This window comes from Mycobacterium cookii, assembly GCF_010727945.1.
GTDB lineage: Bacteria > Actinomycetota > Actinomycetes > Mycobacteriales > Mycobacteriaceae > Mycobacterium > Mycobacterium cookii.
Map to the genome: position 1 here is coordinate 4,418,896 of NZ_AP022569.1, position 18,713 is coordinate 4,437,608.

Genomic DNA, 18,713 nt, shown 5'->3' on the forward strand with positions numbered 1-18,713 from the left:
TGACCCAATTGGTCGCTACGGGTGAGGCCCCCTTAGCTCAGTCGGTAGAGCGTTTCCATGGTAAGGAAAAGGTCAACGGTTCGATTCCGTTAGGGGGCTCGGCGGACGCCGAGCAGTTGGGCAGCGCGCAGCGAGGCGGTGTAGCTCAGTCGGTTAGAGCGAACGACTCATAATCGTTAGGTCGCCGGTTCGAGTCCGGCCATCGCTACAAGAGAACAACGACCACCGGAAAAGAGAACTGACGTGGCCTCCAGTACAGACGTACGGCCCAAGATCACCTTGGCGTGCGAGGTGTGTAAACACCGCAACTACATCACCAAGAAGAACCGCCGCAACGACCCCGACCGGCTCGAGCTGAAGAAGTTCTGCCCGAACTGCGGCAAGCACCAAGCTCACCGCGAGACGCGCTAGCGACTTCCCGCGAGCAAATATTCATCAGTCTGACTAGGTAGGTTCCAGAGCTGTGTCGTCGTTGGGTCAAAACGTCATCGGAAAGCGGTTCCGGTACCCCGACCACTACATTGTGGAGCGGGAGAAGATCCGGGAGTACGCCGTCGCGGTCAAGAACGATGATCCGGTGTTCTTCGAAGAAAAGGCGGCCGCGGAGCTGGGTTACGCCGGCCTGACCGCTCCACTGACCTTCATCTCGGTGTTCGGATACAAAGCTGTCGCGGCATTTTTCGAGTGGGCCAATATCGAGACCCACGACGCCCAGGTCGTTCAGGTCGACCAGGCGCTGAAGTTTTTCGCGCCGATCGTGGTGGGCGATCGCCTGTACTGCGACGTGGAGATCGAATCGGTTCGGCGCGCGCACGGGACCGACATCATCATGACGAAGCAGACCATCACCAACGAGATGGGTGAGGTCCTACAGGAGACTTACACGACCCTGGCGGGTCGTGCCGAAGAGGGAGAAGAGGGCTTCAAGCATGCCACTGCGTGAGTTCGATTCGGTGAAGGTGGGTGACCAGCTTCCGGAGAAGATCTACCCGCTGACCCGGCAAGACCTGGTCAACTACGCGGGCGTGTCGGGAGACCTCAACCCGATTCACTGGGATGACGAGATCGCCAAGGTTGTCGGGCTGGACACCGTGATCGCTCATGGGATGTTGACCATGGGCCTGGGCGGCGGCTTCGTCACCTCGTGGGTCGGCGATCCCGGGGCGGTCACCGAGTACAACGTGCGGTTCACCGCGGTGGTACCGGTGCCCAACGACGGCAAGGGCGCCGAGATCGTGTTCAGCGGCAAGGTGAAGTCCGTCGACCCGGAGAGCAAGTCGGTGACGATCGCGCTGACGGCCACCACCGACGGTAAGAAGATCTTCGGCCGAGCGATTGCTTCGGCGAAGTTGGCGTAACGGTGGCGATCAACACCGACATCCTGGGCATGGTCTGGGACTACCCGGACAGCTACGAGGTCGGCCGGGAAAAAGTGCGCGAATTCGCCAGGTCGGTCAAGGCCGAGGATCCGGCCTGTCTGGAAGAGGGGGCGGCCGCCGAACTCGGGTATGACGGCATCGTCGCGCCGCCGACATTCGTCACCATCCTCGGGAAGCTGGTCCAGGCGGACTTCATGCGGAAGGTCGACACCGGCTACGAAACGTTGCAGATGGTTCAGGTCGACCAACGCTTCGTCTTCCACAAGCCGATCCTCGCGGGAGACGTGCTGCATGCCCGGATGGAAATCGAGTCCGTCGTCGAGCGCTTCGGCGCCGACATCGTCGTCACCAGAAACACGTTGATCAACCAGCAGGGCGAACTCGTAATGGAGTCCTACACCACGGTGATGGGCCACGAGGGCGACAACTCGATCAATCTCAAATGGGACAAGGAGTCGGGGCAGATCGTCAGGACGGCGTGATTAGTACCTGAGACTTTCTCCGTTGTACACTCGGACCTCGGGGTTTTCCCATTACCAGCGTGTTTTCCTTCGAAGTTGGAGAGTGCGCGCGTCAATGAAGCCCCGGCACGCGCAGGTTGGCCTGCCAACCAGCGAAGGGGCGTAGCTCAACTGGCAGAGCAGCGGTCTCCAAAACCGCAGGTTGCAGGTTCAAGTCCTGTCGCCCCTGCTGATGGTGGACACTGGAAGGTGATCACCCCGCACGACATGGAACGAAGGAGCATGCGGTGAGCGACGAACGCAACGATGCCGACGCCGCAGCCGACGGCGGCGGAACCGACGACACGCAAGGCGGTCGGACGGCCGTTGTGACGCGGCCGCAGCGACCCAGCGGAAAGCGGTCCCGTCACAGGGCTGACGACGCCGACAGCTCCGGCGCGGTCGAGCTCACTGACAGCGACGCCGACGACGCGACGGGCAAGAAAGCCAAGAAGGCGAAGAAAGCCAAGGCGTCGGGCAAGGCCGGCGAAGAGTCGACCAACCCGATCGTCTTCGTCATCACCTACCTGCGCCAGGTTGTCGCCGAGCTGCGCAAAGTGATCTGGCCGAACCGCAAGCAGATGGGTACGTACACCTCGGTGGTGTTGGCGTTCCTGGTGTTCATGGTGACGTTGATCAGCGTGGTGGACCTGGGCTTGGCCAAGCTAGTGCTCCTGGTGTTCGGCTGAGCCTGGTACAGGCCATCGAGACTGACGTATTGAGGAAGGACCCATAATCCGTGACTACCTCCGACGGCGATCTGCCCGTGGGTGAGACGGTCGACATCGAAGCAGCGCTGCACGAGGTCTCCGCCGACGACGTCCCCGAGACGGCTGAAGCGGAACCAGCGGTCGAACAGACCCCCGCTGCCGCTGAGGACGAGGCCGAAGACGTCGACCCCGCCACCGCGCTGAAGGCTGACCTGCGCACCAAGCCGGGCGACTGGTACGTCATCCACTCCTACGCGGGATACGAGAACAAGGTCAAGGCCAACCTCGAGACCCGTGTGCAGAACCTCGACGTCGGCGACTACATCTTCCAGGTCGAAGTGCCCACCGAAGAGGTCACCGAAATCAAGAACGGCCAGCGCAAGCAGGTCAACCGCAAGGTGCTGCCGGGCTACATCCTGGTGCGGATGGACTTGACCGACGACTCGTGGTCGGCGGTGCGCAACACGCCGGGCGTTACCGGATTCGTCGGCGCGACGTCGCGCCCGTCGGCGCTGACGCTCGACGACGTGGTGAAGTTCCTGCTGCCACAAGGCGCGGCGAAGAAGCCCGCCAAGGGCGCGGCCAGCACAGCGGTCGCGGCCAGCGAAGGTGGCCTGGAACGCCCGGTGGTCGAGGTCGACTACGAAGTCGGCGAGTCGGTCACCGTGATGGACGGACCGTTTGCGACGTTGCCGGCCACCATCAACGAGGTCAACGCCGAACAGCAGAAACTCAAGGTGCTGGTGTCCATCTTCGGCCGCGAAACACCTGTGGAACTGGGCTTCACCCAGGTCTCGAAGATTTAAGGAGCGCCGGAGCAATCCGGCTTTAGAAAGAAGGAACACCAACACTCATGGCCCCGAAGAAGAAGGTCGTCGGGCTGATCAAGCTGCAGATCCAGGCCGGAGCGGCCAACCCCGCCCCGCCGGTCGGTCCGGCGCTCGGCCAGCACGGCGTCAACATCATGGAGTTCTGCAAGGCCTACAACGCCGCGACGGAAAGCCAGCGCGGCGACGTCGTGCCGGTGGAGATAACCGTCTACGAAGACCGCAGCTTCACCTTCGCGCTCAAGACGCCGCCCGCGGCACGGCTGCTGCTCAAGGCTGCCGGCGTCGCCAAGGGGTCGGCCGAGCCGCACACCAACAAGGTCGCCAAGGTCAGCTGGGATCAGGTCCGCGAAATCGCCGAGACCAAAAAGGCCGATCTCAATGCGAACGACATCGACGCGGCCGCCAAGATCATCGCCGGCACCGCGCGGTCGATGGGGATCACCGTCGAATAGGCGGAACCCCAACAACTGAATACCCGTGGGAGGGCCAGCTTCGGCCCGCCGTCGGACGACGATGCAGGCCGTCAACGGCCTGAGGAGGAGTCCGACAAAATCCAACCACAACCCAACATCAGATTGGATGAACGAATGAGCAAGAACAGCAAGGCATATCGCGCCGCGGCCGAGAAGGTGGACCGCGACAATCTCTACACCCCGCTGCAGGCCGCCAAGCTGGCCAAGGAGACGTCGTCGACCAAGCAGGACTCGACCGTGGAGGTGGCCATCCGACTCGGCGTCGACCCCCGCAAGGCCGACCAGATGGTCCGCGGCACGGTCAACCTGCCGCACGGCACCGGTAAGACCGCCCGCGTCGCGGTGTTCGCCGTAGGTGAAAAGGCCGAAGAGGCAGCGGCAGCCGGCGCCGACGTGGTCGGCAGCGACGACCTGATCGAGAAGATCCAGGGCGGCTTCTTGGACTTCGACGCCGCGATCGCCACCCCGGACCAGATGGCCAAGGTCGGCCGCATCGCGCGCATCCTCGGGCCGCGTGGTCTGATGCCGAACCCGAAGACCGGAACCGTCACGCCGGACATCACCAAGGCGGTGTCGGACATCAAGGGCGGCAAGATCAACTTCCGGGTGGACAAGCAGGCCAACCTGCACTTCGTCATCGGCAAGGCATCGTTCGACGAGAAGGCGCTCGCCGAGAACTACGGCGCGGCGATCGACGAGGTGCTGCGGCACAAGCCGTCGTCGTCGAAGGGTCGCTACCTGAAGAAGATCACCGTGTCGACGACCACCGGCCCGGGCATCCCGGTCGACCCGGCGGTCACGCGTAACTTCGCCGAGGCGTAAGGACGTTTACCGTTCCCCGACAGTCGCTGCCGGGGAACGGTACCCCTATCTCTTAGAATCTCCTCATGGCAGACGCCTTTAGGAATGAGGGCAGTCGGTTCGACCGGCCGGAGTTGACCGACTACCTCGACGCGGACGGATCCATCGTCCTGCCCGACGGTGTCAGCCTGGTGACATTTCTGGACCGGCACATCGACAGCGTCGGTGATGCCGTCGCGTACCGCTACCTCGACTACTCCCACGACGCCGACGGCACTGTGATCGAGCTGACCTGGGGACAGCTGGGCACCAGGCTGCGCGCCATCGGCGCTCGGCTGCAGCAGGTGACCACCCGCGGCGACCGGGTGGCGATCTTGGCGCCGCAGGGCATCGACTACATCGTCGGCTTCTTCGCCGCGATCAAGGCCGGCGACATCGCGGTGCCGTTGTTCGCGCCGGAGTTTCCAGGCCACGCCGAGCGACTCGACGCGGTGTTGAGCGACGCCAAGCCGTCGGTGGTCTTGACAACCGCTGCGGCGGCCGCGGCCGTTGCGGACTTTGTCCGCTCGCTTCCGCGCGACAGCAGACCGCGGATCATCGCGATCGACGAAGTCCCTGACTCGGTCGGTGCCACTTATCAGCCGGTTCGGCTCGACACCGACGACATCGCCTACCTGCAGTACACCTCGGGGTCCACCCGAGCCCCGGTCGGCGTGGAGATCACTCACCGCGCGATCGGTACCAACGTGCTGCAGATGGTGATCTCGACCGGAATCGACTGGGACATCCGAAGCGTCAGCTGGCTGCCGCTCTACCACGACATGGGTCTGCTGATGATCGTGTGCGTGGCGGTGTTCGGCACCCAGGTCACGCTGATGTCGCCGGCCGCATTCGTCCGCCGGCCGCAACGCTGGATTCGCCGGCTGGCCGCGGAGTCCAAGCACGGCCCCACGTTCGCCGCGGCCCCGAACTTCGCCTTCGAATTGTCCGTCGAGCGAGGGCTGCCCGACGAGGGTGAGGACCTCGACCTGACCAACGTCGTCTCGCTGATCAACGGCTCGGAGCCGGTGCGGATCACCTCGATGGAGAAGTTCAACACGGCGTTCGCGCCCTACGGTCTGCCAAGCACGGCGATCAAACCGTCCTACGGCATGGCCGAGGCGACCTTGTTCGTCTCGACCATCGACCTCTCCGCCGCGGCCACCGTCGTCTATCTGGACCGTGAGCAGCTAGGTGCCGGGCATGCGGTCCCGGTCCCGCGCGACGCGCCCAACGCGATCGCATCGGTCGGCTGCGGTCGAATCGCCCGCAGCCAGTGGGGCGTCATCGTCGACACCGAGACCGAGGCGGAGCTGCCCGACGGCGAGGTCGGCGAGATCTGGTTGCACGGCAACAACATCGGCCGAGGCTACTGGGGCCGCCGCGAAGAGACCAACCAGGTGTTCGGCAACAAGCTGCAGCGCCGACTGGCGACCGGCAGCCACGCCGAGGGTGCGCCGAGCGATGCCACCTGGCTACGGACCGGCGACCTCGGTGTCTACATCGGCGGTGAGCTTCACATCACCGGCCGGATCAAGGACCTGATCATCGTCGACGGCCGCAACCACTACCCGCAGGACATCGAGGCCACTACCGCGGAGGCGTCGCCGAAGGTCCGATCGGGTTATGTGGCAGCGTTTTCGGTGCCGGCCAACGAGGTGCCGGGGGCGTCCGCCGACGAGGTCGGCGAGCGCGTGGTCATCGTCGCCGAACGAGCGCCGGGCGCCGGCCGAGGTGACCCGCAACCGGTGATCGACGACATCCGCGCCGCGGTGTCCCGCCGGCACAGCCTGCCCCTGGCCGAGGTACTGCTGGTCGCGGCCGGCGTCATCCCGCGCACCACCAGCGGCAAGCTCGCGCGCCGTGCCTGTCGCGCCCTCTATCTCAGCGGCGAACTGGGTCACCGCAACCACTAACCGCCGCACTCGGCGATCCGGCGGCGCAGATAGTCGCGGCCCGGCTCGGAACCGTTGGACGCCAACGCCGTTCGATACCAGGTGAGCGCGTCGTCGCGCCGTCCGGCTCGTCGCAAGAGGTCGGCGCGCACCGACGCGACGAGGTTGGACCGGGCCAGCCGTGGATCGTGGGCGACTTTCTCCAGCGCGGCCAGGCCCGCGTCCGGCCCGTCGCGAAAGCCCACCGCCAGGGCCCGGTTGGCGCGTACCACCGGTGAGTCCGTCATCACCGCCAGCTTGTCGTAGGCGGCACAGATCGCCCGCCAGTCGGTCTGGTCCCACGACGATGCCGTCGCGTGCAGCGCGGCGATCACCGCCTGCGGTAGGTAGGGTCCGGTCGAACCCTGCGCCAGTCGCAGCCGATTCAGGCCGCGCGCGATCCGGCCGCGGTCCCAGCGCGCGCGGTCCTGCTCCTCCAGCGGCACCAACGTGCCGTCAGCGTCGACCCGGGTCGACCGTCGCGAATCATGTAGCAGCACAAGGGCGGCCAGCGCGTGGGCTTCCGGCTCGCTCGGCATCAGCGTGCACAGCTCCGAGGCCAGCCGGACGCCCTCGTCGCACAGTTCGTCGCGAATCGCCGACGGCCCGGCCGTCGACCAGTAGCCCTCGGTGAACACCGAATAGATGCAGCCGAGCACGTGCGGCGTGCGTTCGGGCAGCAATTCGGCCGGCGGCACCCGCAGCGGGATGTTCGCGTGTCGCACCTTGGCCTTGGCCCTGGTAATCCGTTGTCCGACAGCCGTTTCGGTCTGCAGCAGCGCGCGGGCGATCTCGGCGACGGTCAACCCGGACACCAGTCGCAGCGTCAACGCCAGCTGTGACAGCCGGTCGAGTGCGGGATGTGCACAGGTGAACATCATCCGCAGCTCGTCGTCGCGAACCGGGTGCGGGTCGGCGTGATCGGTGCGAGCCCGGATGGCCTGGATCTCTTCGACCACGTAGCCCCATTCCTTTCCCGGTCGGACCGATTCGCGGCGCAGCCGGTCGCGAGCGCGGTTGCGCGCCACGGTGAGCACCCAGCCGCCGGGGTTGTCCGGCACGCGGTCGCGGGGCCATGTTCGCAGCGCCTCGGCGAACGCTTCCTGGACGGCGTCCTCGGCGACCGTGAGATCCCCCGACCAACGCGCCAGCGCGGCCACGGCCGGACCCCACTCCCGCCGAAAGACGCCGTCCAGGTCGACCATTCGTGGTTTAGAGCCCCGACACCCCGGCCAGCTGTCGCACCTCGACCGTAGAAGCGGGAATCATCGACGCCAGCTTCACGGCCTCGTCACGGTCGGCGGCCGTCAGCAGATAGAAGCCCGTCGCGATCTCCGCGCTTTCGGCGAACGGCCCGTCGGTGAGCAATGCCTGGCCGTCGCGGACCCGCACCGTCGTCGCCGTCGCGGGCTCGTGCAAGGCCGCACCCCCGACGATGTGATCGCCTGCCGCGGCGGCGAATTCACCATGCCGCTCCGCTTCGGCCTGCCATTCCGGTGTGCCCGGTGTATTAACCGATGACGGCGGCTCGAGAAGCAGCGCCAACCACTGCGCGTCCGAGCGCGACCACTCGGCGTCGAAGGTGTGGAAGATCGGCCGAAGCTCGATCGCGCCGTGCCGGGCGGCGGGGATGCCGCGGGCCAATTCGAGTGCATCGTCGAGGTTTTCGGCTTCGAACACGTAATAACCGCCGGCGACTTCGGCGCCCTCGGCGAACGGTCCGTCGGTGATGGTCGGCGCGTCCGGACCACCGCTGATCCGGGTCGATTCAGGCGTCAGCGCATCACCGGCGCGGATCGCCGAGCGCGCGCTGGCGTGAAAGCTCTGATAGGCCGCCATCTCGGTGGCCTGCTCGTCGGGCGTGAGATCGCGATCCTGACGGATCAACAACGCGAGGTACTGCATGTCGTCACCTCCGGTAGTGAGCAGAACCTTGTGTTCCACTCTCTACCTGTGCGACGAACGGCGCGCCCGCAATCCGACAGCGGCCAGAAAAAAAGTTACGCGACAGCGCCGGGTTTGAGATAGGTGACCAGGCTGCAGTCGATCGTCTCGTCGGCGAAGTGGGCCTCGCAGCCGCGCAGGTACCGCATGTACCGGTCGTAGTTCTCTTGGGAGGCGACCGCGATGGCCTCGTCCTTGTGGGCTTCCAGCGCGTCGCCCCAGATCCGCAGCGTCTTGACGTAGTGCGGCTGCAGCGACAGCGGTTCGGGAACGACGAAACCGGCCTTCTCGCCGTGCTCGACCATCATTTCGGTGCTGGGCAGCCGGCCACCGGGGAAGATCTCGGTGAGCATGAACTTGATGAACCGTGCGGTCTCGAAGGTGATCTTCTTGCCGCGCGCGTGCAGGTTGTACGGGTGGTAGGCCACGCTGCTCTGCACGGTCATCCGGCCGTCGTCGGGCATGATGTTGAACGTGTTCTTGAAGAACCGGTCGTAATTTTCGAAGCCGAAGTGCTCGAACGCCTCGATGGACACGATCCGGTCCACGGGCTCGCTGAAATCCTCCCAGCCACGCAGCAGCACCTGGCGCGAGCGATTGGTGTCGATGCTGTCCATCACCTTCGTGGTTCGGGCGTGCTGATTCTTGGACAGCGTCAGCCCGATGACGTTGACGTCGTACTTCTCGACCGCGCGGCGCATCGTGGTGCCCCAGCCGCAGCCGATGTCCAACAGCGTCATGCCGGGCTTCAGGTCCAGCTTGTCGAGGTTCAGGTCGATCTTGGCGATCTGGGCTTCTTCCAGAGTCATGTCGTCACGCTCGAAGTAGGCGCAGCTGTACATCCGCGTCGGGTCCTGGAACAGCCCGAAGAAGTCGTCGGAGAGGTCGTAGTGTGCCTGGATGTCCTCGGGGCGCGTACGCGTGTCCGTCGGTGAGACTGGATTGTCAGTCATCATCGTCTTGTTGCCCTTCCTACTGCTTTTGTTTCGCCTCAACCGAGTTGGTGTTCGCCGACTGTGCACGTTATCGGGTTGTGCCAGGACAATACCCGTGATTGGCGATCATCGGACTGACCCTCAGCGGTCATTTGCAGGCTATTTCTCCAGGGTGAATTGATTGACGTCGCAGTACCCGACCCGGAACCCCTTGGCGCAGCCGGTCAGATAGTGCATGTAGCGGTCGTAGACCTCTTCGGACTGGATCTTGATCGCTTCGTCCTTGTGTGCCTCGAGCGCGGCGGCCCAACAGTCCAGAGTCTTGGCGTAGTGCGGCTGCAGCGACTGCCTGCGCGTCAACGTGAAGCCCCCCTTCGCCGAGCGCTCTTCCACCATCTCGATCGACGGCAGCCGGCCACCAGGGAAGATCTCGGTGACGATGAACTTCATGAACCGGGCCAGGTCAAACGTCAACGGCATGCCGCGCTCGGTCATCTGCGACGGCACCAGGGCGGTGATCGTGTGCAGCAGCATCACCCCGTCGTCGGGCAGTGCTTTGTTCGCCATCTTGAAGAAGTCGTCGTAGCGGTCGTGGCCGAAGTGCTCGAATGCACCGATCGACACGATCCGGTCGACCGGCTCGTCGAACTCCTCCCAGCCGGCCAGCCGGATTTCCTTGGTACGCGGGCTGTCCATCTCGTCCAGCGTCTTCTGCACATGGCCGGCCTGGTTCTTTGACAGCGTCAGGCCGATGACGTTGACGTCGTACTTGTCCACCGCGCGGCGCATCGTGCTGCCCCAGCCGCAGCCGACGTCGAGCAACGTCATCCCGGGCTCCAGGCCGAGCTTGCCCAAGGCAAGGTCGACCTTGGCCTGCTGGGCCTCTTCGAGGGTCATGTCGTCGCGCTCGAAGTAGGCGCAGCTGTAGGTCTGGCTCGGGTCGAGGAAGAGTCGGAAGAACTCGTCGGACAGGTCGTAGTGCGCCTGGACGTCTTCGAAATGCGGCCTGAGTTTTTGGGCCATTGCGCTACGCGCCTTCCTAATTTTCGGTATCCACCCGATCGCGGGAATGGCTACCCGCCCCCCGACAATGACTGCCATGTTAGTCGATCGGCCTGGTCAGGCCGAATCGGAAGGACCGCCGGTCAGGCCTGAGCGAACGTCGCGGTCAGCTCGCCGGTGATCCGGTCCCACAGCTGTTCGGGCAGGTCATGGCCCATGCCGTCGATCAGCACCAGCCGGGCGCCGCGGATCAACCGGGCAACCATCCGGCCGCCGAACGGCCGCTGCAACTTGTCTGCCTTGCCGTGCAGGACGACGGTCGGCGCGGTGATCTGCCGGTCGTAACGGGCCAGGCTGCCGCTGGCCAGGATCGCGCCGAAATGCCGGGCGACGCCCCACGGGTAGTGGCAACGCTCGTAGCCTTCGATCGCCTCGGCGCGCAACCGGTGCTCGGGCGCGGGGTAGCGGGGGCTGCCGATGGTCCGCCAGACCCGCACCGAGTTGTCGGCGATCACCTCGACCGGTGCATCGGCCCGGGGACCGGTGAGTATCGCCAGCAGGGCCTTCGGCGCCGGCGGCGGCAGGAACGGCTGGTTGTTGCTGGAGAACACCACCGCCAGCGAACGGGTGCGCTGATTGAACCGCGCCGCGAAGATCTGGGCGATCATGCCGCCCATCGATGCGCCGACGATGTGCGCGCCGTCGATCTCGAGGTGGTCGAGTATCGCCGCGGCGTCGTCGGCCATGTCTTCCAGCCGGTAATCCGCGTCGCCGGGCAGTCCGATCCAGAACTTGACCATGTTCGGTATCACCGAGCCACCCGATTTGCGCCGTTCGGTCTTGCTGGACAGGCCGACGTCGCGGTTGTCGTAGCGGATCACCCGGTATCCGGCGTCGACGAGCTTCCCGCAGAACCCGTCGCGCCACAGCAGCAGCTGCGATCCGAGCCCCATGATCAGCAGCACCGCCGGGTGGTCGGGGTCGCCGATGTCTTCGTAGTAGATGTCCAAGTCGCCCGAACGGGCTGTGCCGGTGCGGATTTGCATGCGTCAGACCTCGATATCCGACTGGTGTTCGCGGCTGACCTCGACCATGAAGTTGGCGAAATATCCGGTCAGCTGCGGGTCGGACATTATCTGCCACCGCGGAGCCAGCAACTTCATGTAGCGCTCCACATACAGGAACTGCTTGCCGATCAGCACCAGCTCGCGGGGCAGCTTGACGTCGTAGGCGTCGGCCAGCGCCGAGAGCTGCTTGCCGATGTCGGCGTATGACAGGTCGCCGAGCGTCTGCATGGTCAGCGGGGTGGCGAACTTCTCCAGGTCCTTGGCGGCCTCGGCCTCCGGCCGCATCTTGCCGACGGCGCCCATCATCACGACGACCTTGCCTGCGGTCGCGTGGTCCTTCTTGACCAGCAGCGCATACACCAGCTCGCGCAGCAGCCAGCGGGTACGCGGGTCGATGCGGCCCATGATGCCGAAGTCGAAGAACACGATGCGGCCCTTGTCGTCGACGTAGAGGTTGCCGGCGTGCAGGTCACCGTGGAACAGGCCGTGCCGCAGGCCGCCCTCGAACAAGCTGAACAGCAGGGCTTTGACCAGCTCGGTGCCGTCGAACCCGGCCTTGCGGATCTCGGCGACGTTGTCGATGCGGATGCCTTGCACCCGTTCCATGGTCAGCACCCGCTCGCTGGTGAAGTTCCAGTGCACCTGGGGCACCCGGATGTTCTTGCCCAGCGGCGACGCGTGCAGGTGCGAGACCCAGGCGTCCATCGACTGCGCCTCGAGGCGGAAGTTCAGCTCCTCGGCCAGATTGTCGGCGAAGTCGGCGACGACGTTCTGCGCGGACAGCCGGCGGCCCAGCTTGGCCATCTCGACGGCCTGCGCGAACCGCTTGAGGATCTGCAGGTCGGCGGCCACCCGGCGGCGGATACCCGGCCGCTGGATCTTGACGACGACGTCCTCGCCGGTCTTGAGGGTGGCGTAGTGCACCTGGGCGATGGATGCCGACGCGAACGGCTCCTCGTCGAAGCTGGCGAACAACTCCGACGGGTCGGCGCCGAGTTCCTCGGCGAACAGCTTGTGCACCTGGTCTTTGTTCGCGGGTGGAACCCGGTCGAGCAGGCTGCGGAATTCGCGGGACAGCTGTTCGCCGAAGGCGCCCGGGCTCGAGGCGATGATCTGGCCGAACTTGACGTAGGTCGGGCCCAGGTCGGCGAAGGTCTGCGGGAGCTGCTTGATGACCTTCTGCTGAAGTGGCCCCTTGCCGGGCAGCTTGGTCAGGACGCGGGCTGCAGTGCGAGTGAGCTGCCAACCCGTCACGCCGATGCGCGCCGCCTCGACCGGCAACGGCACCCGGTCAAGCCTGGCAACCTCGCGGTGGTTGTTGGTACTCATTGGAGCAGTCTGCCAAATCGGTGGTGTCAAGCCCAATCGCTGTGAACCGGCTCACCGAAGGCCGACCCTGGCAAAGTTCTCGGTCAACGTCTCCAGGATCGGCCGCCACACCGGTTGGGGGAGGTCGTGGCCCATACCGTCGACCACGACGAAGCGGGCATCCGGGATGGCCGCGGCGACCGCCCGGCCGTTGCGGAGCCGCAGCATCGGATCGTGTGAGCCGTGCAGCACGACGGTCGGCGCGGTGATTGCCTTGCTGAACTCCAGCAGGCTGCCGGTGCCCAGCACCGCGTCGAATTGGCGCAGCATGCCCGGGGGATAGCTGCAACGCTCGGCGAGCCGCTCGATGCGGCTGCGCAGCTCTGCTTCCGGTGGCAAGAAGTTCGGGCCGTTGAAGATCGCGACGTTGCGGACCTCGAAGGCCAGCTTCTCCTCGTCGGACGCGTCATCGCCGGGCGCGGTGAATGCCAGCCGGATCACCCGCCAGGCGGGAAGGCGGGAGAACGCCCGGCCGGTGCCTGACATCACCACCGCCAGCGAGGCGACCCGGTCCGGCTCGGTGGCGGCCAGGATCTGCGCGATCATCCCGCCCATCGAGGCGCCGACGACGTGGGCCCGATGGATCTCGAGGTGATCGAGCAGGGCGATGACGTCGGCCGTCATGTCGACCAGCGTGTAGGGCACCGGGCTGCGCCGGCCCACGGCGTACCGCGCGACCCGCCGATAGACCGACCCCTGCGCGCGCTGGCCGTGCAGCTTGGCCGACAGCCCGGTGTCGCGGTGGTCGAACCGGATCACCCGGAAGCCCGCGTCGACGAGCCGTGCGCAGAAGCCGTCCGGCCACATCGGCAGCTGGGCGCCCAGGCCCATGATCAGCAGCACCGGCGGGTCATTCGGGTCGCCGAGGTCTTCGTAATAGAGCTCGATGTCGCCGTGCCGCGCCAGACCCCTACGAGTCAGCACTGGGCTTCCAAGGCTGCACCCAGCCCTCTATCGACCAGCCCTCCAGCCCGGCGAGCAGCTCGTACATGGTGGCGCCGTCGATGCTCTCCCGGATGATGTCGGCGTGGCCGGAGTGCCGGGTCAGCTCGTTGATCACGTGCAGGATGACCCATCGCACCGACCAATCCTTGATGCCCTTCGGGAACCACGGAATATCCTGCGGCACCGGCACTTTCGCATCGAGGTCGGCGGTCTCGACCAGTCGCAGCGACGCGGCGTTCTGGGTTTCGAACGCTGCCAGCAGGCCGGCCAGCGTCTCGTCGGGCCGCATCAGGTGCTGATCGCCGAATTCCTTGGCGACCTCCTCGAACGGCCGGGGATCTTTCGGCGGTGCCTCCGGTGCCGCCGCAACCCGTGCCATCCAGGTGCGCTGCATGGCGGTGACGTGCTTGACCAGCCCACCGACCGACAACGCGCTGACCGTCGGCGCCAGGCGGGCCTGCTCGTCGGTCAGGCCGTAGGCCACCGCGAAGAACGCGCTCTGGTGATAGGACAGGTACTCGCGCAGCGCGCTGCGTTCGTCGGATACGGGCGAGGCGAGAGCGGGCATCGGCGATCCTTCCTGTTGCTTAGGCGCAAGCCTGTCATCCGGCCGTAGGGTGCAGTAATGCAGGTCATTTCGGCGGAGTCGACGGAGCTTTTCTCGGGCCCACCGGACGCGCCGCTGCAGCTGGTGCGGGTGACGGTCGACGGTGTCACCGAGTCTATGCCGGTGCGCGTCGAGGGCGACGGGCTGAGCGGATCGGCGGTGATCGCGGCCGGCGAGAACGTCATCGAGGTGCCGGTGAACGTGCAGGCGCCGGTGATCGGACAACGCCGCACTGCGCAGGCGAGTCTAAGAGATTCCGTCACGTCGTTCGTGTTCACCGTCGCCGAACCCGGCTGGACGATGTTCATGGTCAACCACTTTCACTACGATCCGGTGTGGTGGAACACCCAGGGTGCCTACACCAGCGTCTGGACCGAGAGCCCGCCCGGCCGGTGCCGGCAGACGCACGCCTTCGACCTCATCGGGATGCACCTCGAAAAAGCCCGCAATGAACCGGAATACAAGTTCGTGCTGGCCGAGGTCGACTACCTCAAGCCGTACTGGGACACCCATCCCGAGAACCGGGCCGATCTGCGGCGTTTGATCGCCGAAGGCCGCGTCGAGGTGATGGGCGGCACCTACAACGAACCCAGCACCAACCTGATCAGCCCCGAGACCACGATCCGAACGTTGGTGCATGGCTTCGGTTTTCAGCGCGACGTGCTGGGCGCCCACCCGGCGACGGCGTGGCAGCTCGACGTGTTCGGGCACGACCCGCAGTTTCCCGGCATGGCGGCCGACGCCGGGTTGACGTCGAGCGCATGGGCGCGCGGGCCGCACCACCAATGGGGTCCGGTGCACAACGAATGCGGCGTCGACGGCATGCAGTTCTCCAGCGAGTTCGAATGGGTCGCGCCGTCTGGCCGCGGCTTGCTCACCCACTACATGCCGGCGCATTACGCGGCGGGCTGGTGGATGGACGACTCGCCGTCGCTGGCCGACGCGGAGGACGCCGTCTACCGATTGTTCGCCGATTTGAAGAAAGTCGCGCTGACCCGCAACGTGCTGTTGCCGGTCGGCACCGACTACACGCCACCGAACCGGTGGATCACCTCGATCCACCGTGACTGGGCGTCGCGCTACACCTGGCCGCGCTTCGTCTGCGCGTTGCCGCGGGAGTTCTTCGCTGCCGTGCGTTCCGAATTGGACGGCCGCGGGCTGACGCCGTCGCCGCAGACCCGTGACATGAATCCGATCTACACCGGTTGCCACGTGTCCTATATCGACACCAAGCTGGCCAACCGGGCGGCCGAGCACACGCTGTTGGCCGCGGAGAAGTTCGCGGTGTTCGCCGCCCAGGCCGCCGGCGTCGACTATCCGTCGGCGGCGCTGGCCAGGGCGTGGGTTCAGCTGGTCTACGGCGCCCACCACGACGCGATCACCGGCTCGGAGTCCGACCAGGTCTACCTGGACCTGCTGACGGGTTGGCGCGATGCGTGGGAACTGGGCCGAGGTGCGCGGGACAACTCGCTTGCCGTGTTGTCCCGCGCAGTCGATGCGGGTGAGTCGATGGTGGTGTGGAACCCTTTGACGCACAATCGGACTGACATGGTGACGGTGCACCTCGACACGCCTGTCGAGGTCGGTGTGTGCGTCGTCGATGCTGACGGCGCCGCGCTGCCGACGGTCGTCGAGGACGACGGACACACGCTGACCTGGCTGGCCCGCGACGTGCCGTCGTTGGGCTGGCGGGCCTACCAGCTGGGTCGGGGCAGCGCGCCCTTCAGCTGGAAGCCGTTGGCGGGCAACGAGATCGCCAACGAGCACTACCGGCTCACCGTCGACCCGTCGCGGGGCGGCGCAGTGTCGTCGCTGATTCACCATGGGCGACAGCTGATCGCAGGCGGCCGGGTCGGCAACGAGCTGGCCGCCTACCAGGAATACGCGGCCCACCCACGCGAGGGCGAAGGCCCGTGGCATCTGGTGCCTAACGGGATGGTGGTCAGCTCTTCGGACACCGAGGCCCGGGTCAGCGCCGAGTACAGCCCGGTCGGACACCGGATGGTCGTGCGCGGTCGCCTCGGGAACATGTTGCGCTACACCCAAACCCTGACGCTGTGGTACGGCATCGACCGGGTGGACTGTCGCACCACGATCGACGACTTCGACGACGCCGACCAGTTACTCCGGCTGCGCTGGCCGTGTCCGGTGCCGGGCGCGATGCCGGTCAGCGAAGTCGGCGATGCGGTCATCGGCCGCGGTTTCGCGTTGCTGGGCAACGGTTCTGAATCGGTCGACTCCGCGGTGTACCCGTGGACGCTGGACAACCCGGCCTACGGCTGGTTCGGGCTGTCGTCGGCGCTGCGTGTCCGCAATGGCGACGGCGTGCGGGCGGTGTCGGTCGCCGAGGTGGTGGTGCCGGCCGAGACGGAGTCCGGCTCGTTGGCGCGTGACCTGATGGTGGCGTTGGCGCGGGCCGGCGTCACCGCGACCTGCAGCGGCGCCGACCGGCCGCGCTACGGCTACCTCGGCGTCGACTCCAACCTGCCGGACGCCCGCATCGTCGTCGGCGGCCCGAGTCAGAATGCGTTCACCAAAACTGTTCTGGCGAGGGCGCATCGGGACTACGCCGCCGAGGTCGACCGCCAACTGGCCCGTTCCGGCCGCGCCGCGGTGTGGGTGCCCGCGGCGGTGTCGTTGACCGAAGGCTGGGTGCCCGGCGCTGACCTGCGCGACCCGGCCGCGCTGCCGGTGCTGGTGATCGCGTCGGCCGACGACGCCGAACTCGGCGCCGCAGTGGCCTCGGTGGTCGCCGATTTGGCCGACGCGGAAATAACGATCGACCAGAAGGTGCCCTCCGGGATGCGGCACGGCGAGTCGCGGACCGTCGCGCTGTTGAACCGGGGGACACCGAGTTTCGCGGTCGACAGCGACGGCACCCTGCACACCGCGCTGATGCGCTCGTGCACCGGATGGCCGTCGCGGGCCTGGATCGACGACCCGCGGCGCACCGCGCCCGACGGCACCAGCTTTCAGCTGCAGCACTGGACGCACAGCTTCGACTACGCGCTCGTCGCCGGCGACGGCGATTGGCGCGAGGCGGCGATCCCGGCCCGCAGCGCCGAGTTCTCCGAGCCGTTACTGGCGGTCAAGCGGTCCGGCGGATCCGGCACGCTACCCGTGGCCGGCTCGCTGCTCGAGGTCGACGGCGCCCAACTGACCGCGCTCAAGCCGGCCGGAAACCCGTTGGTGCGCAGCAGTGCTCGGCCCGTCGACCCGGCGGCGGTGGCCCTGCGACTGGTCGAAACCCGTGGTCGCACCGTCGACGTCGAGGTGCGGTCCGCGCTGGGTAGCCTCTCGACCCTGCGGGCAGCCGACCTGCTGGAGAGCCCGCTGCCCGGCCGACCGGCCCGGCGGAACGCCACCCTGGACGGCTACCAGATCAGCACCGAGTTGGCCCGCCTGGAGATACCGCGTCTGATCGACTGCACGACAACGGCCTTGGCCCCGGACGCCGAGAACTGCCAGCCGCTGTATGCGCGGTACTGGCTGCACAACCGCGGGCCCGCTCCGCTGGGTGGCTTGCCGGTCGTCGCATATCTACATCCACATCGGGTCGCGGCCTCCGGAGAGGAGCTGGCGCTGCGGCTGACCATCGCCAGCGACAGCGTCGACGCGGAGCTCAACGGCGTTGTGACACTGGTCTGCCCGCCGGATTGGTCCGCGGAGTCGGTTCGTTTCGCACTGCCGCCCGGTGGGCATAGAAAATGCCCGGTGGCCGTGCGGATTCCGAAGCACGTCGAGCCAGGGGTCTATCCGGTTCGGGCGCAGCTGCGGGTCAGCGGCGATCACCTGCCGCCGTCGTGGCATCAGGTCGTGGAGGACGTGTGCCTGGTGACCGTCGGGGACGTCGACGAGCGCGCGCTGGTGTATTTGGTCGACGAGCCGGCTGATGTCGAAGTGGCAGCGGGTGATTCGGCAAAGTTGACCGTCACCGTCGGCAGCGCTGCCTGCGGCGAGCTGGCCCTTGAGGCGCATCTGGTCAGCCCGTGGGGGACCTGGGAATGGATCGGGCCGGCGACCCGGGGAGCAGTGCTGTCGGCTGGTGGCACTGCGGAGTTGACCTTCGACGTCGCTCCGCCGCCGTGGATCAAGCCGGGGCGGTGGTGGGCGCTGGTCAGGATCGGTTGCGCGGGCAACCTGGTCTATTCGCACGCGGTGAACGTGACAGTGCGATGA

General features: G+C 66.4%; 18 protein-coding genes and 3 tRNA genes. 13 read left to right on the plus strand and 8 right to left on the minus strand.

Translation table 11 applies throughout. The features are described 5' to 3' along the window. Positions 1-26 precede the first annotated feature (26 nt). From G6N27_RS20695 to G6N27_RS20750, 12 genes are all read left to right on the plus strand, one after another. A tRNA-Thr gene (locus tag G6N27_RS20695) sits at positions 27-99 on the plus strand. A 35-nt stretch (positions 100-134) separates the two neighbouring features. Next, positions 135-208: transfer RNA gene (locus G6N27_RS20700), tRNA-Met, on the plus strand. A gap of 35 nt (positions 209-243) precedes the next feature. Next, the gene (gene rpmG / locus G6N27_RS20705; RefSeq protein WP_003898538.1) at positions 244-411 is read left to right on the plus strand and encodes a 50S ribosomal protein L33; all 168 of its coding nucleotides are present in this window, start codon (positions 244-246) and stop codon (positions 409-411) included. Positions 412-472: 61 nt separating this feature from the next. Further along, positions 473-943: a (3R)-hydroxyacyl-ACP dehydratase subunit HadA gene (gene hadA, locus G6N27_RS20710; protein ID WP_276045177.1), complete on the plus strand. Its 471-nt coding sequence runs from the start codon at positions 473-475 to the stop codon at positions 941-943. Continuing rightward, positions 930-1,358: a (3R)-hydroxyacyl-ACP dehydratase subunit HadB gene (gene hadB / locus G6N27_RS20715; RefSeq protein ID WP_163779672.1), complete on the plus strand. Its 429-nt coding sequence runs from the start codon at positions 930-932 to the stop codon at positions 1,356-1,358. Before hadA ends, hadB begins: the two co-directional genes overlap by 14 nt. A 2-nt stretch (positions 1,359-1,360) precedes the next feature. After that, entirely contained in the window at positions 1,361-1,861 is a 501-nt protein-coding gene (hadC, locus tag G6N27_RS20720) for a (3R)-hydroxyacyl-ACP dehydratase subunit HadC (RefSeq protein ID WP_163779673.1), read from the plus strand. A 135-nt stretch (positions 1,862-1,996) separates the two neighbouring features. Continuing rightward, positions 1,997-2,069, plus strand: a tRNA-Trp gene (locus G6N27_RS20725). Positions 2,070-2,127: 58 nt separating this feature from the next. Beyond that, the gene (gene secE, locus G6N27_RS20730) at positions 2,128-2,568 is read left to right on the plus strand and encodes a preprotein translocase subunit SecE (RefSeq protein ID WP_163779674.1); all 441 of its coding nucleotides are present in this window, start codon (positions 2,128-2,130) and stop codon (positions 2,566-2,568) included. A 50-nt stretch (positions 2,569-2,618) separates the two neighbouring features. Further along, entirely contained in the window at positions 2,619-3,395 is a 777-nt protein-coding gene (gene nusG / locus G6N27_RS20735) for a transcription termination/antitermination protein NusG (protein WP_163779675.1), read from the plus strand. 47 nt (positions 3,396-3,442) lie between these two features. Then, the gene (gene rplK, locus G6N27_RS20740; RefSeq protein WP_163779676.1) at positions 3,443-3,871 is read left to right on the plus strand and encodes a 50S ribosomal protein L11; all 429 of its coding nucleotides are present in this window, start codon (positions 3,443-3,445) and stop codon (positions 3,869-3,871) included. A gap of 135 nt (positions 3,872-4,006) precedes the next feature. After that, positions 4,007-4,714: a 50S ribosomal protein L1 gene (rplA, locus tag G6N27_RS20745; protein ID WP_163779677.1), complete on the plus strand. Its 708-nt coding sequence runs from the start codon at positions 4,007-4,009 to the stop codon at positions 4,712-4,714. A 65-nt stretch (positions 4,715-4,779) separates the two neighbouring features. Beyond that, positions 4,780-6,648 carry a fatty acyl-AMP ligase gene (locus G6N27_RS20750; RefSeq protein WP_163779678.1) on the plus strand — a complete coding sequence of 623 codons (1,869 nt, stop codon included), beginning with the start codon at positions 4,780-4,782 and terminating at the stop codon, positions 6,646-6,648. Here the strand turns inward: G6N27_RS20750 and G6N27_RS20755 are convergent. The 8 genes from G6N27_RS20755 to G6N27_RS20790 form a co-directional block, all read right to left on the minus strand. Next, a complete protein-coding gene (locus tag G6N27_RS20755; protein ID WP_163779679.1) occupies positions 6,645-7,871 on the minus strand; it encodes an RNA polymerase sigma factor in 1,227 nt (408 codons plus the stop codon). The genes G6N27_RS20750 and G6N27_RS20755 overlap by 4 nt on opposite strands. A 7-nt stretch (positions 7,872-7,878) precedes the next feature. Further along, positions 7,879-8,571, minus strand: a complete 693-nt coding sequence (locus G6N27_RS20760; RefSeq protein WP_163779680.1) for a YciI family protein — start codon at positions 8,569-8,571, stop codon at positions 7,879-7,881. A gap of 95 nt (positions 8,572-8,666) precedes the next feature. Next, positions 8,667-9,563: a hydroxymycolate synthase MmaA4 gene (gene mmaA4, locus G6N27_RS20765; protein WP_163779681.1), complete on the minus strand. Its 897-nt coding sequence runs from the start codon at positions 9,561-9,563 to the stop codon at positions 8,667-8,669. A gap of 141 nt (positions 9,564-9,704) precedes the next feature. Next, the gene (locus tag G6N27_RS20770; protein ID WP_163779682.1) at positions 9,705-10,568 is read right to left on the minus strand and encodes a cyclopropane mycolic acid synthase family methyltransferase; all 864 of its coding nucleotides are present in this window, start codon (positions 10,566-10,568) and stop codon (positions 9,705-9,707) included. Positions 10,569-10,690: 122 nt separating this feature from the next. Further along, complete coding sequence (locus G6N27_RS20775; protein ID WP_163779683.1) at positions 10,691-11,593, minus strand: alpha/beta fold hydrolase; 903 nt, start codon at positions 11,591-11,593, stop codon at positions 10,691-10,693. A gap of 3 nt (positions 11,594-11,596) precedes the next feature. Next, positions 11,597-12,943 (minus strand): ABC1 kinase family protein, encoded by a 1,347-nt coding sequence (locus G6N27_RS20780; RefSeq protein WP_163779684.1) that lies wholly within the window; start codon positions 12,941-12,943, stop codon positions 11,597-11,599. A gap of 51 nt (positions 12,944-12,994) precedes the next feature. Then, positions 12,995-13,906 (minus strand): alpha/beta fold hydrolase, encoded by a 912-nt coding sequence (locus G6N27_RS20785; protein ID WP_163779685.1) that lies wholly within the window; start codon positions 13,904-13,906, stop codon positions 12,995-12,997. Further along, on the minus strand, positions 13,893-14,495 hold the full coding sequence (locus G6N27_RS20790) for a DinB family protein (protein WP_163779687.1): 603 nt from the start codon (positions 14,493-14,495) through the stop codon (positions 13,893-13,895). Before G6N27_RS20790 ends, G6N27_RS20785 begins: the two co-directional genes overlap by 14 nt. A gap of 57 nt (positions 14,496-14,552) precedes the next feature. Between G6N27_RS20790 and G6N27_RS20795 the strand changes: the two genes are divergently transcribed. Then, positions 14,553-18,713: a glycoside hydrolase family 38 N-terminal domain-containing protein gene (locus G6N27_RS20795; RefSeq protein ID WP_163779688.1), complete on the plus strand. Its 4,161-nt coding sequence runs from the start codon at positions 14,553-14,555 to the stop codon at positions 18,711-18,713.

What these genes read in the sequence shown, in the direction of transcription:
- G6N27_RS20770 (WP_163779682.1), bottom strand. Translation starts at nt 10,568, where the DNA reads ATGGCCCAAAAACTCAGGCCGCATTTCGAAGACGTCCAGGCGCACTAC.
- G6N27_RS20755 (WP_163779679.1), bottom strand. Translation starts at nt 7,871, where the DNA reads ATGGTCGACCTGGACGGCGTCTTTCGGCGGGAGTGGGGTCCGGCCGTG.
- G6N27_RS20790 (WP_163779687.1), bottom strand. Translation starts at nt 14,495, where the DNA reads ATGCCCGCTCTCGCCTCGCCCGTATCCGACGAACGCAGCGCGCTGCGC.
- mmaA4 (WP_163779681.1), bottom strand. Translation starts at nt 9,563, where the DNA reads ATGACTGACAATCCAGTCTCACCGACGGACACGCGTACGCGCCCCGAG.
- G6N27_RS20775 (WP_163779683.1), bottom strand. Translation starts at nt 11,593, where the DNA reads ATGCAAATCCGCACCGGCACAGCCCGTTCGGGCGACTTGGACATCTAC.
- G6N27_RS20760 (WP_163779680.1), bottom strand. Translation starts at nt 8,571, where the DNA reads ATGCAGTACCTCGCGTTGTTGATCCGTCAGGATCGCGATCTCACGCCC.
- G6N27_RS20795 (WP_163779688.1), top strand. Translation starts at nt 14,553, where the DNA reads ATGCAGGTCATTTCGGCGGAGTCGACGGAGCTTTTCTCGGGCCCACCG.
- rplA (WP_163779677.1), top strand. Translation starts at nt 4,007, where the DNA reads ATGAGCAAGAACAGCAAGGCATATCGCGCCGCGGCCGAGAAGGTGGAC.
- rplK (WP_163779676.1), top strand. Translation starts at nt 3,443, where the DNA reads ATGGCCCCGAAGAAGAAGGTCGTCGGGCTGATCAAGCTGCAGATCCAG.
- G6N27_RS20750 (WP_163779678.1), top strand. Translation starts at nt 4,780, where the DNA reads ATGGCAGACGCCTTTAGGAATGAGGGCAGTCGGTTCGACCGGCCGGAG.
- hadB (WP_163779672.1), top strand. Translation starts at nt 930, where the DNA reads ATGCCACTGCGTGAGTTCGATTCGGTGAAGGTGGGTGACCAGCTTCCG.
- G6N27_RS20780 (WP_163779684.1), bottom strand. Translation starts at nt 12,943, where the DNA reads ATGAGTACCAACAACCACCGCGAGGTTGCCAGGCTTGACCGGGTGCCG.